Below are 19,690 nucleotides of genomic sequence, written 5' to 3'. Positions count from 1 at the left end.
ACGGTAATGATTACCATTTAGATTTAATGAGGTGTCTGGAAATATTATTCTGACCAATTGCACATATAATGGGCATCCTTGCCCGTTATATGTGCTCAAATATATAGGGTTTAAAAGGTATAATTAACACTCAAAGATACTTCACGGCCTGGCTCACTAAAACGCTTGATCCCGTCTTCACTTACCCCTCCAAAAAATCCGCCATTTCCTTCACGCACTAAGCGCACCGATTGCCACAATGAATATTCTTCATCAGATAAGTTGGTGATCCCACCACGTACAACGAGGTTTTCAGATACTTGGTAAAACGCAGTTAGGTCAATAACAGTGGCACTGTCGGTATAAAAAGCGGCTGAAAAGGAATCTTGTGGATCTTTACCATCGTAAAAGCTAGCTCTTACAGAAGCGCCCCAACTCGCATCGGTACCAAGGTAATCAAGTCCTAAAACAGTAGTATCGGGGCTGATGCTCTCCAATTTATCACCTTTGACAAAACTCCCCTCTGCGCTGGTATCCACAGAACCATCAACAGAATTACTATATTCACCTTGATTATGAGAATGTGAAATTGTCGCTAGTAACCCTTTGGACAACTCCAAACCGGCTTCGATTTCATATCCAGATATAGTGACTTTCCCGACATTTGTCGGCATCCCCCATTCATCTTCTGTAATTTGTTCTACTGTCCAGCAGCTATCATCTATTACTGCAGCTGAGCATTGTGGCAACCACCAATTTAAGCTTCCCTGAGTAATCGGCTCGTCAAAGGCTCTGGACTGAGTTAAGTTAATAATGAAGTTATCGTAATCCGACTGAAACAATGCAACATTGACATAACCAGACTCTCCCTGATACTGATACTCAAGTTCGTAATTAATACCTTCTTCAGCATCTAAATTTGGGTTGGTTATTGTGTTTAAATTAGTTTCTGTACGACCATTGCCAACATAGCTCACATTACCAGTATCGGGATTTTCTACTCTATCAGTGTCTTCAAAATTGCTGGTTCCATTGGTGTTTAAGTATAGCTGTTGGGTAGTAGGTGCTTTAAATCCTGAAGAAATACCGCCTGTGATACTGTGCTGCGGCAAAAATTCATAACGTAAATTAGCTGACCATGTCATCGCAGTAAACTCTGCGTCACTGACACTCTCTCCTGACTGATCAACAAAAGTGTCATTCACTTCAGGAGAATAGCTCTTTTTGTCGTAACGTAATCCACCTTGAAAAGTTAACCGCTCAGACACTTCTACTGTGTCGGTCACATAAAAAGTCAATATATCGCTCTGAGTTTTAGGCACCCAAGAAGGATCAACAATAGGGTAACCGTCACGCAAGCCACTAGCAGTTGTTAAACCGTTGTAACGGATGTCCTGCAATTCATTATCAACATCAGCTTGTTCAATAGCCAACCCATAAACAATCGAATGTTTAACGTCTGATAGCAGTAAATCCTTACTAAAATCGACATCAAAGCTGATTAGGTTTTGGGTATAATTACGATCTTCATTACGTAAGTATGAGGAGCCGCCACTAGAAAATGAGAAAAACGTCGAACCACGAGTATAGATTTCCTGACTATTAATGGCAGCATCTATTGAGTCAAATAAGAGACTCTGGCCTTGCCATTGATAAGTGATACCAATACGTTCTCTGTTTGATTCATCTAAGGTATAGAAATCGTAATAACTCGCTGATTGACGCGAAAGAGGTGTGCCTTGAGATTCATTATCAAAATTTTCAAACACTAAACCAAGCTCATGATTATCACCAAACGCATAATTTAATTTCGCTAAAACGTTAAGCTTATCGCTATCGTAAGGGTTAGCTTGACCACGTTCTGGGCCTTCTATATTTTCACCATTACTGTGGGCTTTAGTTTCACTGCCATCACGTTTAGTGAGGATAACTAAGCCTTCGACTTGCCCAATACGCCCTGCTAATCCAACATTTATTAAGGTCTCTTCGTTACGGCCATCGTAACCCGCTTTAACACTACCAGCGAAATCATCACCACTGGCGATGAGATAATCATCTGCGTCTTTGGTGGTATACATAACGGCACCACCTAAGGCACCACTACCAGCGATAACAGAATTAGCACCTTTCAGGATTTCGACAGTTTTAACACTTTCAATCTCTATAGCATTTCGTGTAGAGCTATACATTCCATAACGACTAAAGGTAATGGGATTAAGACTTTCACCTTGCGATAAACCATCGACAGTGATCGCCACTGCATCCCCTTCTAAGCCACGTATATTAAAACCATCATCACCAAATCGATTACCAGTACTATTAACAGTCACACCTGGAATATAACGAACAGTGTCATAAATATCGGTGATCAATTCAGCGTCAATTTTGTTTGCATTAATAACCGTGATCACTGCACTCTCGGTTGGTGTTGATTCACTTGTGATAGTGGTTTTTTCAAGGGTTTCTTGTGCATTAGCCATAGAAGTCAAAGCGACTGCGATAGCTAAACTTAGAATTTTTCGATTAGATCTCATGTTTCCTCCTTTAATACAATTAATAACGCAAATGATTTTTATTACGTTAACATTGAAGTTATGTTTATTTGTGATTGGTTTAGTTAAGTATTGGTGGTTTGTCAGCAAACAAAGCCGGGCGGGTTAAGGTCTTACATCAACCAATATGATTGGATTATTTATCGGCAAGGGTAATGACGAAGTCAGACCCTTACTTATCGCCACTGTACCAAGCTCACCTTTAGCTGGTAATGTATGTTCCAGCGAGTCAGTCTCGGTATCAATCGCAACCTTTTGGTAATCATGGCCTCCTCCTTCTCTTGCAGCTTCCATATGTAACCAGTATTTCCCTGGCTTCACAGGTTGGCCCTGATCATTCAGGTAATTCCAAATTAAATGATACTTTCCGGGTAATCTAGTTGGCCGGGCAACAGCTTCAAGTACACCCGGTATTTTACGACCTACCCTACGCCACCACCGAGTATTTTCTCTAGCCCAGCGTTCGCTTTCTCCAAGTAACATTAAATGCCGAACACTTTTATTACGAGTGTCAGTTATCCAAAGTGCCAGATAGGGACGATGGTATTTTCCCTCGTTAATTTGCGGTATTTGATATTCAATACTTAGATTTTTTTCTGGCTGATGAGGTAACCGACTATTGTTTAACATGTAGTTATGCCATCCTTTTGAAGTCACTTGAATGCCTGCACTTGTTACTGCGGCTTCAACTCCGTCCAAGGTGTTAATCCAATCAATCCCTTGACTAGCAGGTTGAGTGCTTAACGCAGTAGCGATGGCATCTGCAGTGGCTGCGTCAGGCGCGACGACCACCGCGGATGGTGCGTTATCCATTGGCCAGCCGTCATCAGGCTGTAAGATATGGCTGAATTTTCTGCGTTCAATTTCGACATACCTATGCTGATGACCACTGGAAGCCACGGCTACTGCCGGCACTAAAATAGAGAGTGAATCATTCAGATCCATCACTGTATGGTCATCATTCAATAAGCCAACCAACCACTTATCACTGTTTTCGGGTTTGCCCCAAAACAACATATCGCCGCCAATATCTAGCTTAATGCCTGTCGCTTGAGGTAACGCAGCGCGCAGCTCAAGCATCAGTAAATCGATAATATATCCTTTGGCTACGCCTGCTGGGTCTAGTAATACATTTTCAGCTAACGTGACGTCCTGATCTTGTTTATTAGTCGACCAGGGAAGTTGCTGAATGTCTCTAGCGATGCGGCGCATCTCTACCTTGTCAGGCACAATTTGCCCCGTTTGAGCTTGTTGCCAAAGCTGTTCAAGTTTGCCCATACGACAACTGAATATGCCATTTGTGTTGTCATACCATTGCTTACATAATTCAATTACTCCATGTAATTCTGCAGGTGCCTGTTTCAACTTTCCGCTGCGATTTAGAAAAGTAATACTGCTATTATCTTGCCATGTGGATAAGATACTTTCTAAACGTGCCGCTTCTTTTGACAGGGTATTAACTGCTGCTTGCGACTGCTTTGCGTCTACGCCATATATTGTCAGATCAAGGGATGTACCTAACACTCCTTCTAAGTGAATATTCTGTTGAGCAAAACAAAGTTTTGAGCTCAAACCAATGACCAGCAAATATGCAATTTGCAGCCACTGATATTTTTTCGGTTTATATTGCTGATTACTCATTAACAGCCACAACTTGTGCACTTGAAGATTGTAATTCTGGATTTTTACGAGCCTCTGGTAACGCTTCACTCATGCTCACAAGATCATTTTTATCGCTGTCCCAACGATTAAAACTACGCTGCCCAGAAAACTGATACTCCTCTATCGTCATTTGACCATCTTCATTTTTTATCCAACACACCAAAGCGCACATAGGTTTGTTTAATGGCAGCCAAACGTGTTTTAGCAATCTGCTTATCCATGCGGTTTTGATACTCGAACAAGTATTCGTCTTGACTCACCCAGCCATTGTTATCTTCATCGGTTAAATCAAAATCAGCACGGCGACGTAGCTGGTGTTCTGCTTTAGTAATAACGCCATTTTGGTTGTTGTCATACTTGCTAAACATGCCCTTTTTATCATGTGTTGAAGGCATACTAAGAGAGCGTTTGGCTAATGCCAGTTGACGATCCCTTAAATTTTCTTGCTGTTGCTTAGTCATTTTAGCGGTATCTTTACGTTTCCATTTATTTACCGGGGCAAGATCTTGAGTATCAATATTGCCATCTTCATTTACGTCATAACGCGTAAAACTGCGTAACCCTGATGCTTCATATTCTTGCCACTCCATCATGTCGTTTTCATTTTTATCTAAGGCATTAAACCGCACTATTGTCTGTTGGACCTGCCCTTTGCGGTCTATTACTAATTGTGTGTCCAATTTATTTTGATATTCAAATACATACTCTTCTTCATTAACGACACCGTCTTGATTTTCGTCGGTGTTGTTAAAACGCCTTTTTCTGGCATGCTCAAACTCCCCCGCATACAGCAACCAATCGCCGTCTAAATCATACTGATTAACAAAAACCATTTTACGATGTGATGCCGCATCTATGGCCAAGCTTGGTAATAAAAAAAAGCGGTCATTAAAATCAATCTAACGTTCATAAATTTATCTCCGATTTGTATATGATTATTCAACAGCTTCAATAACCAAGGTATAGGTGTTACTTATTTGAGGAGCAATAGAAGTAGCAGGCGCATCACTTCGATGCCTGGCTAACAGTAAATATGTTCCGGCTTCTTTAGGTGTAAACGACAAACCACCTTTGGCATTTGATATCAATTCGAGTGTCGGCTTCTCATCTGTAAATTGATCTTTGGCCAAAAACACCTGTACTTTTAAACCTTCAATTGGCTTACCATCAAACAAACTCGTAAACTCAAAAGGCTCATAAACAAAAAGATCATTTGGATGGGTCACAGGAACAAATTCTAGGCCCGTGTTATAAGCAGAAAAGGCAACATCATTTGGCGCCCCCTTGCTGGCATAGGTTTCAGCTATTGTAAGTGATTGGAAAAATGACAATAATTTGGCTCCCTTAGGAATAGACTCCGCAGGGTTTTCCATGGAATGGCGCTTGCCATCTAATTCATAGGTTTTAAATACTCGGCCTAATCTTTTTCCGGTGCTAAAGCGATACGTACCATCCTCTTCCAACTTATGTTCAATGACAACTCGGGTCTTTAATTGACTCATAAAATCAGGAGTAGTGGTTTTTCCATCAGGCTGGCTAACCAAATATATGCTGTTCGCAAAGGCCACTTCCGGAACAAAAAACTTCTCTGCAAATGATGCGTCCAAAGTCATCATCCCATCACGAGAGGGCTCAAATGACAGAGGTTTTAGATATGGTGTGTGCCCTAAACAAGCAGTACTTAGGAAAATACTCCCTAGTAAAATTCCATGTTTAAACATATTCGTGTTACCCCATAATTGTATTTGTGTTTTATTTCGCACACCACTATATACGAATGAGAATAATTCGCAATAGCATTTGAAGGGGTGTTATGGCATAATATATTTATTTTTAAGGGGTCTATAAAACGATGAGAAACACAGTTATTGAACAAGTTACCGATGTCCATCATTGGAATGAAACATTATTTAGTTTTAAAACAACTCGACAAAAGTCTTTTACTTTTGAAAATGGTCAATTTGTTATGATTGGCATTGAAGTAGCAGGCAAACCTTTGATGCGTGCTTACAGTATTGCCAGCGCAAATTACGAAGATGAATTAGAGTTTTTTAGTATCAAAGTAGCAGATGGTGCGCTCACCTCTCGCTTACAAAAAATTCAGACGGGGGATGAACTTATATTAACCACCAGACCTGCTGGCACTTTAGTGCCTGGGTATTTGATCCCCGGTAAAAACCTGTACTTACTGAGCACTGGCACCGGACTTGCGCCTTTCATGAGTATTATTAGAGATCCTAATATGTATGAACAATTTGATAAAATCATCTTGGTCCATGGTGTGCGAATTGCTTCAGAACTTACTTACCAGCAAGAGATAGAGCATACTCTGCCCAACAATCCATATTTTGGAGATTTGATCACTCAAAAACTTCTCTACTATCCAACAGTGACCCGCGAAACCTACGAATACAATAGTCTAAAAACCATTGATGGTTTGCGCCCTCATCAAGGACGTATAACTGATTTACTCGAAAGTAATCAACTTAGTAATCACTTAGGATTAGCCAATATTGATCCACAGCACGATCGTTTTATGATCTGCGGAAATGATGGGATGTTGCAAGACCTCATGACTATTTTGGATGAGAAAGGTTTCTCTAAAGCCACATCTCGCAGCCAAGGGCACTATGTTATTGAACAGGCTTTTATTGAAAAATAATCAATAGAGGTCGGAGTTAGATTAGACAGCATATATCCACAACATATTTTGAAGTTGGCTAATACTCTCAGTTAATATTTATAACCTTCTAAGGTCAGTTATGTGTTGACTAAAGATAGTTAGAAAGCCAGCACTAATATTGCTGGCTTTGTCTAACACGGCTTGAATACATTGTGCATTAGATACCCTGCTCTTTTGCATTTGTTATAATAATTTCTAAATAATTCACACAAACGCCATTGATAATGATTTGCATTTAGATTAACATGCCTGTGCTCTTGAGTTACGTTTCACTGGTCCTGGCTTAACCTTATGCCCGATACGGATACAGTTAAATGTGTCCGCATCGTTTTATCGTCAATATCCAATGACGTATTGGCATTTTTTAAGATTCATTTACTTTTCTAGTGTAGAGATCAAACAACAAACATGACAAGCAGACGCACTTTTTACGTCAACCAAAAGTCGAAAGTTCACAGCGGGTTTAATCGCGCTAGTTGCGCCATACTGATGATCCCTAGCATAACGACTTATTTACCTTTAGGTCACACTGACAAGCATGGCATGCGCAGCAGTTAATGTCCCAAATAACCACTAGAGAATTTAATCACGAATTCAACCAAGGATAGTTAGGAAATATTACGATGCAGCAAAACAAAGAGCTAAAAAAATCAGGTTTAAAAGTAACCCATCCGAGAGTAACAATATTAAATATCCTCAAAAAAATAGGCTCCCAACACGTAAGCGCAGAGGATATTTACAGATTATTGCTTGAAAGTGGTGAAGAAATTGGTCTTGCTACGGTATACAGGGTACTGAATTAATTTGATGATGCAGGCATTATTGACAGACATTATTTTGAAGGCGGTAAATCTGTGTTTGAGCTAAGTGGCGAACTCCACCATGATCATCTAGTTTGTTTAAAATGCGGGAAAGTCGTTGAATTTGAGGATAATGTTATAGAGCAGTGCCAAAAGGATGTCGCTGCCAATCATGATATGACACTGACTAATCATAGCCTGTATTTATACGGAGAATGTAAAGACGGTTGCACTGAAAATTTTAAATAATATGAAGTAACACATTAATACTCTGCCGCGTCTCTTTCACGCTACAGATTAGCAAACCATTAGCAAAGTCCTGTTCAACTTGGTGTTCAAATGGGTTTATTTGATTGTCTATCATGTGTTGAGAAAATTGTAATTTGACTCAACCGGGAGCAATCAATAAAGATTTTTAAATTCGTTCAGGCATATCATCTAGTCGTTTAGCTGGCATCATGGCGCCCATAGAGTTGCCCACAATGCTGAAACGTTCAATCTTCAATTGCTCAAATAGTAGCAATAACATCTGGCAATGACTGGGTACAGAGTAGTCATCTCTTTGGTCATAAGCAGTTTGACCATGATCTTTGAGATCAGGAATAAGCAAGTGGTATTGCTCAGAAAACCTCTTGGTAAGACGGCTCCAAACATATTTGTCAGTACTGAAGCCGTATAAAAATACCAGCACATGCTTATCATTACCGAAGTGCATGGCATTGCTATGATAAAACACTTCAAGTCCGTTAATTAAGCAGTTGGCTGCTTCTCAGTCTCACTAGCTTTGCTTGTGCACGATTATCTATATTAAAAATATAATTTACTGAGTGACGTTCGACGCGGCCATGTAGACAAAACAATTATCAAACCCACAAACAAAACCATCATAACTACAAATACCTTAGATATTTCCTGAACATCTCTATGTTTTCCTACAACAATGCGCAGGCTTAGATAACTAATGTTTAATGTTTAATGTTTAATGTTTAATGTTTAATGTTTAAACTATTGACTAACAATTCTATTCCTTCAGCAAACTTATTTTCATTCATTCCTGCAAATCCCAAACGTATAAAACCATCTCGGTCGTTATTCTTATCGAAGCAGAACTGCTTTTCGTGTTGGATATAGATACCCAGTGCTTGACACTTATTGGCTAACCGCTCAGCGCTGGGGATAACTTGAATAATGTCCGTGCTATGTTTCAACTTCACCCAAAGAGCCATACCGCCATCAGGAATAACAAATTCAAAACAGGGGTTTTTTTTAGTACCAAAACAGCATGGTCTCTGCGCTGCAGATTGACCCGAGTGGTTCGCCTTAAGTGCCTTTCAAAACCACCGTCCGCCATCCATTTAGCTAATGCAGCTTGCATCAACACATTGCTTTTATGGCAAATCATTAATCGATATTCAGTTACGGCCTTTGCCATAGCTTTGCTGACAGCCATGATGCCAATTCTGGCACCTGGAAACATTATTTTTGAAAAGGTCGAAAGGTAGATAATCAGTTGCGCTGGATCTTCGGTTGCCATGGGCGGAAGGGGTTGACAACGGTAATGGAATTCATGATCGTAATCATCTTCTACTATAGGGATTTTGTGCTGTGCAGCAAGCCGATAAATAGCCATTCTTCGACTCACCGTTAACGTGACCGTCGTAGGGTATTGGTGCAAAGGTGTCAGGTATATCAACCTAATGTTACCTTTTAGTATTTGTACTTCTAAGTTATCAGGGCACATCCCCTGTGCATCTTGCTTAACCCCCACCAACTCAGCACCCGTATTGCTAAACGCCGACATAGCAGGGGGATAACCCAACTCTTCAACGGCCACTTTATCACCTGACTGCAGTAGTAATTGTGACACAATAAACAGTGCTTCTTGTGAACCATTGGTGATCACAATTTCACGTTCGGTAATCGCTCTAGACTTACGCGGATAGGTCTTAACTTGGTCTATGAGTTCAGGTGTGCCAGCACTTTGCCCATAGCTCAATTGAGCCGGGTTAGGCCGAGACAGTACTTCAGACATACAACGCTTAAACTCATCAAAAGGAAACAAATTTAAATCTGGTTGACCACCAGAAAAGTTGTACTCAAAACGATTGGCTGGATAAGAAGGTAATGCGCTACCCGAACGCACAAAGCGGTAGTCGATATGACTGCTAATACCTGCCACCCTAGACAATGCTTGGCGCTTGCTATTCTCGATTGGCAAATGAGACACCACTTTGTAGCCAACTCTTTGGATTGACTCAATCCAACCTTCAGCAACCAGCTCAGCTAAAGACTTCATCACCGTATGCCGGTTATAGCCTACATCTTCACTTATAGATTTAACCGATGGCAACTTATCACCCGCAGCCAACTGTCCTTGCTAAATAGCACACCTAACCGTTTCTGCAAGCTGCAAATACTTAGCTTGGGAGCTGTTTATATTCTGCAATTTAAACACTTTCATTGGTCTAGATTAAATCTTAATTTTGGTTGATTTAATTAGACCAAAATACAGTAATAATAGCGAATCTAACAAATCAAAAGAAGAGAAGATAAATGATGACTCAAGAATTGATGATACTGGAAGACGAATATGTGGCACTTAAACCAATGCACGCTAGTCATATAAAAAACTTGTATCGCGCCGGCAAAGATCTGGCAATTTGGCAATGGACCACAACTAACTATTGTCAAACCCTAGATATCACCAAACAGTGGGTTGAGTCTTGTATTGAAAACGCCCGTTTAAATCTTCAGCAACCTTTTGTTATCGTCGATAAAACACAAAATGAAATTGTGGGTTCAACTAGCTACCTTAATATTTCTGTAAAGCACAAATCCATTGAAATTGGTTTACCTTTTTAAACCCCACTGCTCAAAGAAGTTTCGTTAATCGCCGCTGTAAACTTTTATTGTTAACCCATGCATTTGAAACACTTGTGCTCAACAGAGTGGCATTTCAAACACATCAAAAAAACCAACACTCAAGAACAGCTATTTCAGCAATAGGTGCAACCTTTGAAGGTATTCACCGTGATTGTCGTATTCAAGAAGACGGCAGTATCCGTAGCAGTGCCGTTTACAGCATCATCAAGCAAGAATGGTCACAAGTTAATTGCAAATTATTAGCCAAATTAACCCAGCCAACAATCGAAAAAATATAGGAGTAGCCAGATTATGTATATTCCAAATATATTTAAAATAATAGAGATAAACCATAAACATCAGTTTATCGATGAGTTTGGTTTTGGAGTAGTGATATCCTCTGCAGACGGACTTTCAGGCACACATCTGCCCTTTGTTTTACATGCAGATGAAGGTGAAAAAGGTGCGTTATATGCTCATTGTGCTAAAGCTAATCCTCATTGGAAAGACTTAGAAGGTCAGAATGTACTGGTCATCTTTACTGGACCACATGGTTATATCTCTCCTAGTTGGTATACCTCAAAACCCGCAGTGCCAACCTGGAACTATACGGCGGTGCATGCCTATGGCGTTGCCTCTTTGCTTGACCCGCATCAAACATTAGAAGCAGTCGAGAAAGTCGTTGAAAAATATGAACCGCAACTATTGGTTCAGCGGGATGTAGTCACCGACCAAATCAAACACAAAATGTTAGCAGGCATAGTAGGATTTAAAATCGTGTTAACAAGATTAGAAGGTCAATTAAAGTTGGGGCAAAACAAAATAAAGATGACCAAACTGGGGTTTTAAATGCGCTTAATAACTCGAATAATTTAAATGATTTAATGCTTTCCAGCTACATGCAAAAAATGAATCTAGATTGATCAATTTGAATTAGTTCGCACATAACGTTTTACTTTACAGACTTTGATAATGCGATCCTGAACAACAAACACGTTTTTATGAATCTTTGGGATCACAGTAACACATTACAATTTAGAGGTAGTTTGACATTTATGACACAGATTATAAGTTAAGCATTTGGGTTGTTCAGGTGGCAATGCGCAGCGCTATTTCTTTCCTTAGAAGCGATTGACTAAAAACTACAACACATCACAACGAATGTGATGTGTGTTGCTTAACCATAGTTAAATGCTAATGAGCACTATTTTTTATTTCTGAATTATTTTCGCTTAACCATCGCGTTAGCACCAACAATAATCATCCGCACCATCGTTACTGTTTCTTGGGTTAAATCGTTGCGCTGTTCAATATTCATATTCGCGGCAGAGGCGCCAAGGGTAAATACCAGTCGAGTTATTGCCTTGGCGACCAGGCGTGGTTCGTGAATTTCTTTACCACTAGCCTTTGCGATGCGCAGCAATTCATCATTTAGCTCCTCTTCGAAATAGTTGAGTTCACGATCAACTGCATTGCGAAAGGCATCTGATCCGATTGAAATCTCACGAAGCAAAATTTTTAGATATTTCTGCTCATCATCCAGTGCTTCCATAAACACTTCCACCGAACTACGTACTCCGCCTCGGTCGTTTTCAAGTCGCTTGCGTGCTTCGCGTATTGTGCCTCGAAGACCGCGCCCTGCCCGATCAATTAATGCCACAGCAAGTTCATCAACGTCCCTAAAATGACGGTAAAAGCTATTCGGCGCAATACCGGCTTCCCGTGCAATTTCTCTAAGACTAAGGCTCGACACGCTTCGCTTGGAGTCCACTAGCCGCACAGCAGCTTCCATCAGCTCCTGCTCTGAAATAGCGGGTTTGCGTTTAGGTTTGTCCTGCTCTAAGTCAGTATTTTTTTTCTGGTAAGGCGCATGATGAGTTTCACAGGCTAAAAACAGCACGTTAACCCATTGATATACCGTTGTAAACATGTATACATATACACTTGTGATGACACTTGTATATACATACGTATTGACAAGTGTATATACACTTGTATATTATGAGCTGGAATTAAGTGCTATCTAAAGAGATAAAGTGATGCAAGCTTTTAAAACATGGGGCGAGAATTTGATATCGCCGCTGATTAACCCAGCACAATTTGACTTTTGGGCACAGCAATTGGGATCCACTCGCGCTTGGAGTAGATGTTTTGCACGGGTTATTTCAGTCATGTCTGAGAGCCCAGATACCAAAACGCTTACACTAAAAGCCAATCGTAATTGGCCGGATTTTATCGCTGGCCAGCATTGCAATATTACAGCAACGATTGCGGGACGAAATATTATTCGCAGCTATAGCATCAGTAGCGACCCGATTGATGGTCGCCGCATTCAAATTACTGTACGCCGCGAATCTGGCGGTTTAATGAGCGAATATTTGTGTAACGACATTGGGTTGGGTGACCGCTTAGAACTAGGCAACCCTTTTGGTAATATGTTGTTACCCACGCCTATGCCTGCTCACTTGCTGCTTCTGGCTGCAGGCAGTGGCATTACACCCATGATGAGTCAAATTCGCACCATGGCGAGAAAAGGCATGCCAACGTCGGTCACTTTAATGTATTGGGAAAAAACCCATGCCGATTTTAATTTTGCCCAAGAGTTGCAGCTAATAGCACAGAGACACCAAAACTTTACACTCCAGATGATTACTACTCGAGACCAAAGTGAACGACCTTTATCAGGAAGAGTTAGTCATGAATTATTGTCTCAGGTTGCTAATGTAGATGCGGTTGATCAAGTTTTTGTCTGCGGTTCGAGTGGCTTTGTCCAAGCTGCATCTAGTCTGTGTGAATTTCGAAAACTGCCGTTAATAAGTGAAGCATTCACGCCATCGCAGGTGCAAGCATCAAATACTGAGATTGCACACCATGATGTGTATTTACGCCGCAGTAACCTTCACCTTAGCTTAAGTAACCAAAAACCATTGCTCGAACAACTCGAGAATGCCGGTATTTCGGTGCCTTCTGGCTGTCGTCAAGGTATCTGTAATACTTGCACCTGCGTGCGAAATTTAGGAACCACTACAGATGAATTTAGTGGTGCTGTTGACAACGAACCCTCACAAATTATTAAACTGTGCGTCAGCCGTGCTGCCACAAATATTGAACTGGACTTATAGGAGTCGTTGATATGAACTATTCAAAAAACCGCGAGATGAGCACCGAAGAACTGGCTCAATTTGGCGCGGAGTTAGAAGCCATAAAACAAGAGCAGATAGCAGATGTGGGAGATGTTGATGCACGCTATATTCGTCGCATTGTCGCTGCAGTTCGTTATACCGAAGTGATTGGCAGAGGCTTCTTGTTTCTGAGTTTCTTCCCCCCGTTTTGGCTTCTGGGTGTTTTCATATTAGCCCTCTCAAAGATATTAGAGAATATGGAGCTTGGACATAACGTTATGCACGGACAGTATGATTTTATGAACGAACCTTCGCTCAAAGGCAGCACCTATGAATGGGATATTGCTGGCACCTCTGACAACTGGCGTGAAAGTCATAACTACAAGCATCATACCTACACAAACATTAAAGGCATGGACGATGATGTAGGTTATGGCATGTTACGTTTGTTTCCAGAACAGCGCTGGGCGCCTATGGCACTATTTCAGACATTTTATGCGACTCTGTTAGCTCTGTTATTTCAATGGGGTATTGCTATCCAAGAATTGCAGCTAGGGAAGTTGGTCAAGGGCAGTAAAACATGGGCTGAATTGCGTGAAGAATTAAAACCTGTAATGCGTAAAATCAACCGTCAGTTGATCAAAGACTATGTGATCTTTCCATTGTTAGCAGGCCCGATGTTTTTGAGTGTGCTAGCGGGTAATTTTGTCGCCAACATACTGCGTAACCTTTGGACTTTTATGATTATTTTCTGCGGCCATTTTACAGCTGATGCTGAAGTGTTTCACAAGTCGGTACTTGATAACGAATTGCCGGGCCATTGGTATCTTCGTCAACTACGTGGATCTTCAAACTTAAAGGGCGGCAAACTGTTTCATATTCTTTCAGGCAACCTTAGTCATCAGATTGAACACCACCTGTTTCCAACCGTCCCAGCAAGACGTTACGCTGTAATGAGTGTCAAAGTACAAAAGGTCTGCGAAAAGTTTGGTCAAAACTACAACAGCGACTACCTTTACAAACAGTTTGGACAAGTTGTATGGCGCATCATTCGCCACTCTTTCCCTTCTTCACCCAAAAAGCTGGATGCATAAAACTCCACGGGTGCTAGTGATTATTACAGAAGTCATTAGCATCCAATAAGGTAAGATTTTTTTAGCTAGGATGTGAATGGCTTGTATTTTAACTTGAAAAATTTCGCTTAATGTTCGCATTTACTAGCTCTGGTAAAGCATTGTTCTCGGCTACTAGTGGCAAACGCTATATACCAGGTAAGAAGTCCGACATGGCATCACGTTACGTAAATTGGCTGGCTTTGACCACACAGACGCTTTTCATTTATACCGACATAACACCGCTACCACTATGCTAGATAATGGCACTGACCTTGCGCCATACCCAAGAAATGCTGGGACATACCAGCATACTAACAACGGAGTTATATTCGTATATCAGTCGTAAAAAACTTACTGAGGTGCTCCAAGGAACATATCTTTCAGCACAACGAGCAAGTGGATTATTTCATTTTTTTAAAGCTGTATAACTGTCTTTAATAATGGCTATTTTCTTTATTCATATATTTTGATTTTATGAGAAATGACGTTTAGTTTACCTATACTGCGCTAATTATTGATATCAACTAGGTCAGTTTCAACGTTTTGGATGCCGTATTGTTGCTTTAGTTTATCGGTAAATGAATGGTTTTGTGCTAACCAACGATTAAATTGCTCAATAATAAGTGGATATTTTAGAGAAGATAATTGGTATGAAAAAATTTGCCACTGGTATTTTGACTGACAATCAACTCTTCCTGTAGCTTCAATTCATTTAGATGAGAATCTGCCACAGCAAGATCAATATCTAAACCATCAACAATATTATGCACCAACTAATTCACTAAAACTTTTGGGCTTGAATCGTCAATAATTTCCACATGACGTTTCTTTAATTGCTCCAGCCATTGTGTTGGAAGAAGGCTCGTAATAATGCCAATATTTTTAAACAAATCTTGTTTTTCATACTGGTTTTTGCTCAAAAAACCACAGTGCCAGCGGTCATAATTAATACGTCATCACTATAATGCATGTCTAATTGACGGGTATTCCAAGCCTCTTACCAGCGCCGGTTATCAGGAAATTTAAAGTCGATATCTTCTTCGAAAAACCATTTGGGAAACTGATTGATGGGCAACGGCAGATAAGTGATTTTATGGCCGCTGTCTTCAGCAAATTTATCAAGCAAGTCTTTACTAAATGAAGGATCCTGAGTATTGAAATTATAATAGGGAAAATAGGCAATATCTTCTACGCCAATTGTTAATTCAGCAGTATGGGCGCAATAACTAACACACAGAAAAAATGCCGTAAAATGAACAGTAAAAGAGTAGTTGAAGCAAATTAGATGTTGTTTCTGTACTATCTAAAGGAAGAGATAAAGCAGATACCCATTTTAAAAAAATAGCAAAACACCTGCTTAAATTCTAATTGGAAGTGCACCACCTAATTCATTATTTACAGCCGTTTGCGAATATTTGCGATGGGTATACTTGTAAATTTATATTGTGAATTTTGGTGGCTAAAATTGATAGAAGCGAACAGCGATGTGTATTATGGTCTTTAGAATGTCTTATTATTTTCTGCTCTAAATTTATAATATACTTTGAGTGCTTTGGGTACTGATACATAGGGATTTTCTGTATGACCAGCGCCTTCGCTGTAACTATAGTCAGACTTAAAATTTTCAGGTGCATCGAGGTCAATGGCTGACAATAGCCCTTTGAAGGATCCCGTAATGATTTCATTTTCTGCACCACCCAAACTTAGATACAGAAATAATGGCGTCCCGCTAATACTCTTCAAACCTTTAGAAAACTCTTTAACAACGACAGAGTCGTCATACCAAGCTGCTGGGCTAAAAGCAAAATAGCCAGTAAATAATCCTGGATTAGTTGTTATTGTATATAAAACAAAACTTCCTCCCGCAGAGAATCCACTCAGTACTCTGTTATCGTTGATGGAATATTCTTTTTCAATAAAAGGCAGCACTTCGTTTTCGATAAAGCCTAAAAACAAATCTGCTTCACCAAATATTTCCGGGTCGTCCATTTCATGTGGTCGCGCTTCAATCTGAACATCCTGTCTGGCATAAGGAGGCACTAAATCTCTGTTTCGAGAGTCAATCCAAAATAAATTAGGGATAGCCACAACGATAGAATCGTTGATACTACCTTGCTCTGAAAGCTTAGAAATGGATTCATCCCAACGCTTTAAGTTAAAGTTACCATCGGATTTAATAATAAGAGGATAACGTTTATTATTATCGTAACCTTCGGACAGCCGAATGAATATCTTTCGATTTTCTTTAAGCGTAGAAGAGTAAATTGTATGGTCAATAAAGTTTGAGGTGTATTCATCAATATACGATTTAGACATGACCCCCGCGTAAATCAATAAGGCGACACAAATAATCGCTACAACACTTTTCTGACTTAATAATTTCACGCCAACCATCCTTGAAGAATAAAACAATGTACTATTCTGACGTCTCTATCTAGCCTAAATATGCGTTCAGCAATATCGAAGGTATCTGAAGCTATTTTTATTTCAATAACTTAGCATCACTCACCTAGATCTTCAATTAACGGGGTGTCCTAACAAGGCGAGAAAAGAAGAAAAATAATACCCCGTCATTTTAGGAAAATCAGTACAAGATTAACAATCTGGCTCAAAACCAAAACTTGGATGTTGTTTAGTCCAGCAGCAAGAAATGTTAGATATCGCCTAACTTAAATGAATAATAAACACCCATGCCTTTGAGTCGAATGGGATTTTTGAAAGATAGGATGTGCGTGTGTTTGCCACTGCAGCATATATAATATTTTGTTAATATTTGATGTGAACCGCTTAGTTTTAAATCGGGACAAAAACTAAGCGGCTGATTCAATTTTACAACAAGCGATTGCGTAAAAGTGGAACGAGTTTATTAAGTCATCTAAGCCTGATAACTGGCTTGATGCGTATCTATCACACGGTATTCGTCAGACAATATATTGTCCACGAAATTCCATTTAGCACTAGCGCTCTCAGGCGTAATAGTCACAACCATATAGCCTCGCTGATGTAAGTTACAATATTCAAGTTCAGCAATTAGGCTGCTAAGATTTTCAGCGACTACTTGCGCATTGTCATTAGTCAGTTTTAGGTATTTTTCCATACCAGGTGAAGTGATACCTGGAGTGGCAAATTCTACACCTACAACGTTTCCTGCTTTATCTTTCAACTCACTGTGCCAAGCATTATGAGTATCGCCAGCAACGACCACTAATCGTTTGTTTTGAGCGCTAAATAAATCGTAAAGATCTTCTCGCTCTTTAGGATAACCATCCCATGCGTCAAGATTATATGGCATCACAGACGCTAATCGTTGTTGTTGTTCTGAAGTAAGTGTAGCCCCCGCGTCAAGGGTGTTTTTGAGGGTTTTTAAGGCAGCAAGGCGCGCCGGGGTATTGGCAATTTCACCACCTGCAAATACTTCTACCGGAATCAGCATTTTGGCCATCAATACTTGTTGACCAAGCATTTGCCATTGGCTGCTTGATTGACTCACGTTTTTTTGCAACCAAGTCATTTGTTCTTTCCCCAGAAGCGTTCTATCTGACTGGTATAAATCTTGTGAAAATTGTTTTATGTCTAACTCTTTGGTTACGGGGTCTCTATAGTCGTTGTAACTTAATTGTTTATCACGGCCAATAACGCGGGTGTCTAACATGTGCAAGCTGAGCAAGTTTCCAAAGTCGAAACTGCGGTATATTTCGGGTTTTTGTTCACCATATGGAGGACGAATAGGTAACCACTCATAATAAGCTTGAATAGCAGCAGCACGTCTTACAAAAAAATCTCCTTCACCCTCATTATGATTTTGGGCTCCGTTTTTATATGTGTCGTTGCAAACCTCATGATCATCCCACACCACAATAAACGGCGCTGCAGCGTGTAAAGCTTGTAATCCTTTATCAGTACGATAAATGGCATAACGCTTTCGGTAATCGTCTAGACTGATAATTTCTTTATCGTTATCTGCTGCTAAAGCGCGTCCAATTTCAGCAGCTTTTTCGGTGGCGTACCCCCCCATAGGATATTCATAAATATAATCGCCTAAATGCAGTACAGCATCAATCTCTTCTAACTGTGCCGCATGGTCGTAAGCGTTAAAGTATCCAGCAGGATAATTAGAACATGACACTACAACCAGTTTAATTTTGTCTACATTGTTAATGGGTAACGTGAGTGTGCGACCGGTTTGACTGGTGTTATTTGCGCTGATAAAACGATAGTAATATTCGGTTGCAGGCTTTAACTGTTGCACATCAATTTTGACGGTAAAGTCCTGATTACGTTGTGTGGTGACAATGCCTGTGCGAAACACTTGAGTGAAATCACGATCACTGGCAAGTTCCCACATTATTTGAGCGGTATTGTCTTTTTCTGAAGGCTGAACACGCGTCCAAATAATGACAGCGCTACTACTGGGGTCTCCACTCGCTACACCGTGTTCAAATTTAACATTAGAAAGTTTTGTGTGAATGGTGTCAGTTACACATCCAGTAATAGCGGTAGAAATAGCAATACAGCTAGCTGCAAGACCTGACGATTTGAGGAAGTGACGGCGAGAAAGTTGGGTCATTGTTCGATTCCGAAATAGTAAGTAACATCATTATAAATCAATAATGTGACAAATTTAGGACTGCAACGGGTGATGATTGATAATTTATTGCCTCTTCAAATAGATTGGCCACTTAATCAATTTTAAGACGTTAACATCACTTTGACCTGTCTAATAGTTCAATACAACTTAATGTATGTTTTAGTAGTGGCCTTTTATGAGATAGATAATAAGTAGAATAGCGCCACAACAAGTAACGTTATTTCATTAAGCCACCTAATATCTATTGAGAAGCAAGAATATACACTAGATTTAGTCTAATCGTTCCAATAGAGTGTTACTAGTCGCTTGGCACTAACAACCACCTAA

Annotated in this window: 19 protein-coding genes and 1 pseudogene; 7 read left to right on the top strand and 13 right to left on the bottom strand. The window is 40.1% G+C overall.

From position 1 onward, the window contains the following. Positions 1-110 precede the first annotated feature (110 nt). From C427_RS08860 to C427_RS08840, 5 genes are all read right to left on the bottom strand, one after another. The gene (locus tag C427_RS08860; RefSeq protein ID WP_007643316.1) at positions 111-2,513 is read right to left on the bottom strand and encodes a TonB-dependent hemoglobin/transferrin/lactoferrin family receptor; all 2,403 of its coding nucleotides are present in this window, start codon (positions 2,511-2,513) and stop codon (positions 111-113) included. A gap of 123 nt (positions 2,514-2,636) precedes the next feature. Further along, positions 2,637-4,172: a DUF2271 domain-containing protein gene (locus C427_RS08855; protein WP_007643317.1), complete on the bottom strand. Its 1,536-nt coding sequence runs from the start codon at positions 4,170-4,172 to the stop codon at positions 2,637-2,639. Continuing rightward, the gene (locus C427_RS26330; RefSeq protein WP_015430698.1) at positions 4,165-4,323 is read right to left on the bottom strand and encodes a hypothetical protein; all 159 of its coding nucleotides are present in this window, start codon (positions 4,321-4,323) and stop codon (positions 4,165-4,167) included. The genes C427_RS08855 and C427_RS26330 overlap by 8 nt, the downstream gene beginning before the upstream one ends. Before the next feature lie 10 nt (positions 4,324-4,333). After that, entirely contained in the window at positions 4,334-5,026 is a 693-nt protein-coding gene (locus tag C427_RS24020; RefSeq protein WP_015430697.1) for an EF-hand domain-containing protein, read from the bottom strand. Positions 5,027-5,128: 102 nt separating this feature from the next. Then, positions 5,129-5,914 carry a DUF4198 domain-containing protein gene (locus C427_RS08840; protein WP_007643320.1) on the bottom strand — a complete coding sequence of 262 codons (786 nt, stop codon included), beginning with the start codon at positions 5,912-5,914 and terminating at the stop codon, positions 5,129-5,131. A 131-nt stretch (positions 5,915-6,045) separates the two neighbouring features. Between C427_RS08840 and C427_RS08835 the strand changes: the two genes are divergently transcribed. Together C427_RS08835 and fur are read left to right on the top strand one after the other, a co-directional pair. Beyond that, a complete protein-coding gene (locus C427_RS08835; protein WP_007643321.1) occupies positions 6,046-6,855 on the top strand; it encodes a ferredoxin--NADP reductase in 810 nt (269 codons plus the stop codon). Positions 6,856-7,499: 644 nt separating this feature from the next. Next, a pseudogene (gene fur / locus C427_RS26325) lies at positions 7,500-7,925 on the top strand (ferric iron uptake transcriptional regulator). A 166-nt stretch (positions 7,926-8,091) separates the two neighbouring features. Here fur and C427_RS08820 read toward each other — a convergent pair. The 3 genes from C427_RS08820 to C427_RS08815 all read right to left on the bottom strand — a co-directional run bounded on the left by C427_RS08820 (position 8,092) and on the right by C427_RS08815 (position 10,026). Further along, on the bottom strand, positions 8,092-8,412 hold the full coding sequence (locus tag C427_RS08820) for an alpha/beta fold hydrolase (RefSeq protein WP_148285899.1): 321 nt from the start codon (positions 8,410-8,412) through the stop codon (positions 8,092-8,094). 250 nt (positions 8,413-8,662) lie between these two features. After that, positions 8,663-8,884, bottom strand: a complete 222-nt coding sequence (locus C427_RS27330; protein WP_015430695.1) for a hypothetical protein — start codon at positions 8,882-8,884, stop codon at positions 8,663-8,665. A 2-nt stretch (positions 8,885-8,886) separates the two neighbouring features. After that, the gene (locus C427_RS08815) at positions 8,887-10,026 is read right to left on the bottom strand and encodes an aminotransferase-like domain-containing protein (protein WP_236613752.1); all 1,140 of its coding nucleotides are present in this window, start codon (positions 10,024-10,026) and stop codon (positions 8,887-8,889) included. A gap of 203 nt (positions 10,027-10,229) precedes the next feature. On the opposite strand from C427_RS08815, the gene C427_RS24015 reads away from it, so the two are divergent. The 3 genes from C427_RS24015 to C427_RS08805 all read left to right on the top strand — a co-directional run bounded on the left by C427_RS24015 (position 10,230) and on the right by C427_RS08805 (position 11,387). Continuing rightward, positions 10,230-10,538 carry a GNAT family N-acetyltransferase gene (locus C427_RS24015; protein ID WP_015430693.1) on the top strand — a complete coding sequence of 103 codons (309 nt, stop codon included), beginning with the start codon at positions 10,230-10,232 and terminating at the stop codon, positions 10,536-10,538. Positions 10,539-10,624: 86 nt separating this feature from the next. After that, the gene (locus C427_RS24010) at positions 10,625-10,837 is read left to right on the top strand and encodes a hypothetical protein (RefSeq protein ID WP_148285898.1); all 213 of its coding nucleotides are present in this window, start codon (positions 10,625-10,627) and stop codon (positions 10,835-10,837) included. 13 nt (positions 10,838-10,850) lie between these two features. Then, positions 10,851-11,387: an FMN-binding negative transcriptional regulator gene (locus C427_RS08805; RefSeq protein WP_007643333.1), complete on the top strand. Its 537-nt coding sequence runs from the start codon at positions 10,851-10,853 to the stop codon at positions 11,385-11,387. A 373-nt stretch (positions 11,388-11,760) separates the two neighbouring features. Here C427_RS08805 and fabR read toward each other — a convergent pair whose 3' ends face one another. Next, on the bottom strand, positions 11,761-12,468 hold the full coding sequence (gene fabR / locus C427_RS08800) for an HTH-type transcriptional repressor FabR (protein ID WP_015430691.1): 708 nt from the start codon (positions 12,466-12,468) through the stop codon (positions 11,761-11,763). A gap of 109 nt (positions 12,469-12,577) precedes the next feature. Here fabR and C427_RS08795 point away from each other — a divergent pair, with 109 nt between their 5' ends. After that, complete coding sequence (locus C427_RS08795) at positions 12,578-13,660, top strand: ferredoxin reductase (protein WP_007643337.1); 1,083 nt, start codon at positions 12,578-12,580, stop codon at positions 13,658-13,660. 11 nt (positions 13,661-13,671) lie between these two features. Then, a complete protein-coding gene (locus C427_RS08790) occupies positions 13,672-14,754 on the top strand; it encodes a fatty acid desaturase family protein (protein ID WP_007643339.1) in 1,083 nt (360 codons plus the stop codon). 653 nt (positions 14,755-15,407) lie between these two features. Here C427_RS08790 and C427_RS26320 read toward each other — a convergent pair. The 4 genes from C427_RS26320 to C427_RS08780 all read right to left on the bottom strand — a co-directional run bounded on the left by C427_RS26320 (position 15,408) and on the right by C427_RS08780 (position 19,342). Continuing rightward, on the bottom strand, positions 15,408-15,545 hold the full coding sequence (locus C427_RS26320; protein WP_187292442.1) for a hypothetical protein: 138 nt from the start codon (positions 15,543-15,545) through the stop codon (positions 15,408-15,410). 227 nt (positions 15,546-15,772) lie between these two features. Then, positions 15,773-15,901, bottom strand: a complete 129-nt coding sequence (locus C427_RS28165; protein ID WP_007643346.1) for a hypothetical protein — start codon at positions 15,899-15,901, stop codon at positions 15,773-15,775. 374 nt (positions 15,902-16,275) lie between these two features. Then, positions 16,276-17,169, bottom strand: a complete 894-nt coding sequence (locus C427_RS08785; RefSeq protein ID WP_236613773.1) for an alpha/beta hydrolase — start codon at positions 17,167-17,169, stop codon at positions 16,276-16,278. Between the two features lie 481 nt (positions 17,170-17,650). Next, a complete protein-coding gene (locus tag C427_RS08780) occupies positions 17,651-19,342 on the bottom strand; it encodes an alkaline phosphatase D family protein (protein WP_007643350.1) in 1,692 nt (563 codons plus the stop codon). Positions 19,343-19,690 lie beyond the last annotated feature (348 nt).

The sequence above is a fragment of the Paraglaciecola psychrophila 170 genome, from assembly GCF_000347635.1.
GTDB lineage: Bacteria > Pseudomonadota > Gammaproteobacteria > Enterobacterales > Alteromonadaceae > Paraglaciecola > Paraglaciecola psychrophila.
The sequence above is the reverse complement of the archived record's forward strand: the minus strand, read 5'-3'. Positions and strand labels throughout refer to the sequence as shown.

Coding starts and splice junctions, on each gene's coding strand:
- C427_RS08840 (WP_007643320.1), bottom strand. CDS start 5,914: ATGTTTAAACATGGAATTTTACTAGGGAGTATTTTCCTAAGTACTGCT.
- C427_RS08795 (WP_007643337.1), top strand. CDS start 12,578: ATGCAAGCTTTTAAAACATGGGGCGAGAATTTGATATCGCCGCTGATT.
- C427_RS26330 (WP_015430698.1), bottom strand. CDS start 4,323: ATGACGATAGAGGAGTATCAGTTTTCTGGGCAGCGTAGTTTTAATCGT.
- fabR (WP_015430691.1), bottom strand. CDS start 12,468: ATGTTTACAACGGTATATCAATGGGTTAACGTGCTGTTTTTAGCCTGT.
- C427_RS08790 (WP_007643339.1), top strand. CDS start 13,672: ATGAACTATTCAAAAAACCGCGAGATGAGCACCGAAGAACTGGCTCAA.
- C427_RS08860 (WP_007643316.1), bottom strand. CDS start 2,513: ATGAGATCTAATCGAAAAATTCTAAGTTTAGCTATCGCAGTCGCTTTG.
- C427_RS08780 (WP_007643350.1), bottom strand. CDS start 19,342: ATGACCCAACTTTCTCGCCGTCACTTCCTCAAATCGTCAGGTCTTGCA.
- C427_RS08835 (WP_007643321.1), top strand. CDS start 6,046: ATGAGAAACACAGTTATTGAACAAGTTACCGATGTCCATCATTGGAAT.
- C427_RS24015 (WP_015430693.1), top strand. CDS start 10,230: ATGATGACTCAAGAATTGATGATACTGGAAGACGAATATGTGGCACTT.
- C427_RS08805 (WP_007643333.1), top strand. CDS start 10,851: ATGTATATTCCAAATATATTTAAAATAATAGAGATAAACCATAAACAT.
- C427_RS08785 (WP_236613773.1), bottom strand. CDS start 17,169: ATGGTTGGCGTGAAATTATTAAGTCAGAAAAGTGTTGTAGCGATTATT.
- C427_RS08855 (WP_007643317.1), bottom strand. CDS start 4,172: ATGAGTAATCAGCAATATAAACCGAAAAAATATCAGTGGCTGCAAATT.
- C427_RS24020 (WP_015430697.1), bottom strand. CDS start 5,026: ATGGTTTTTGTTAATCAGTATGATTTAGACGGCGATTGGTTGCTGTAT.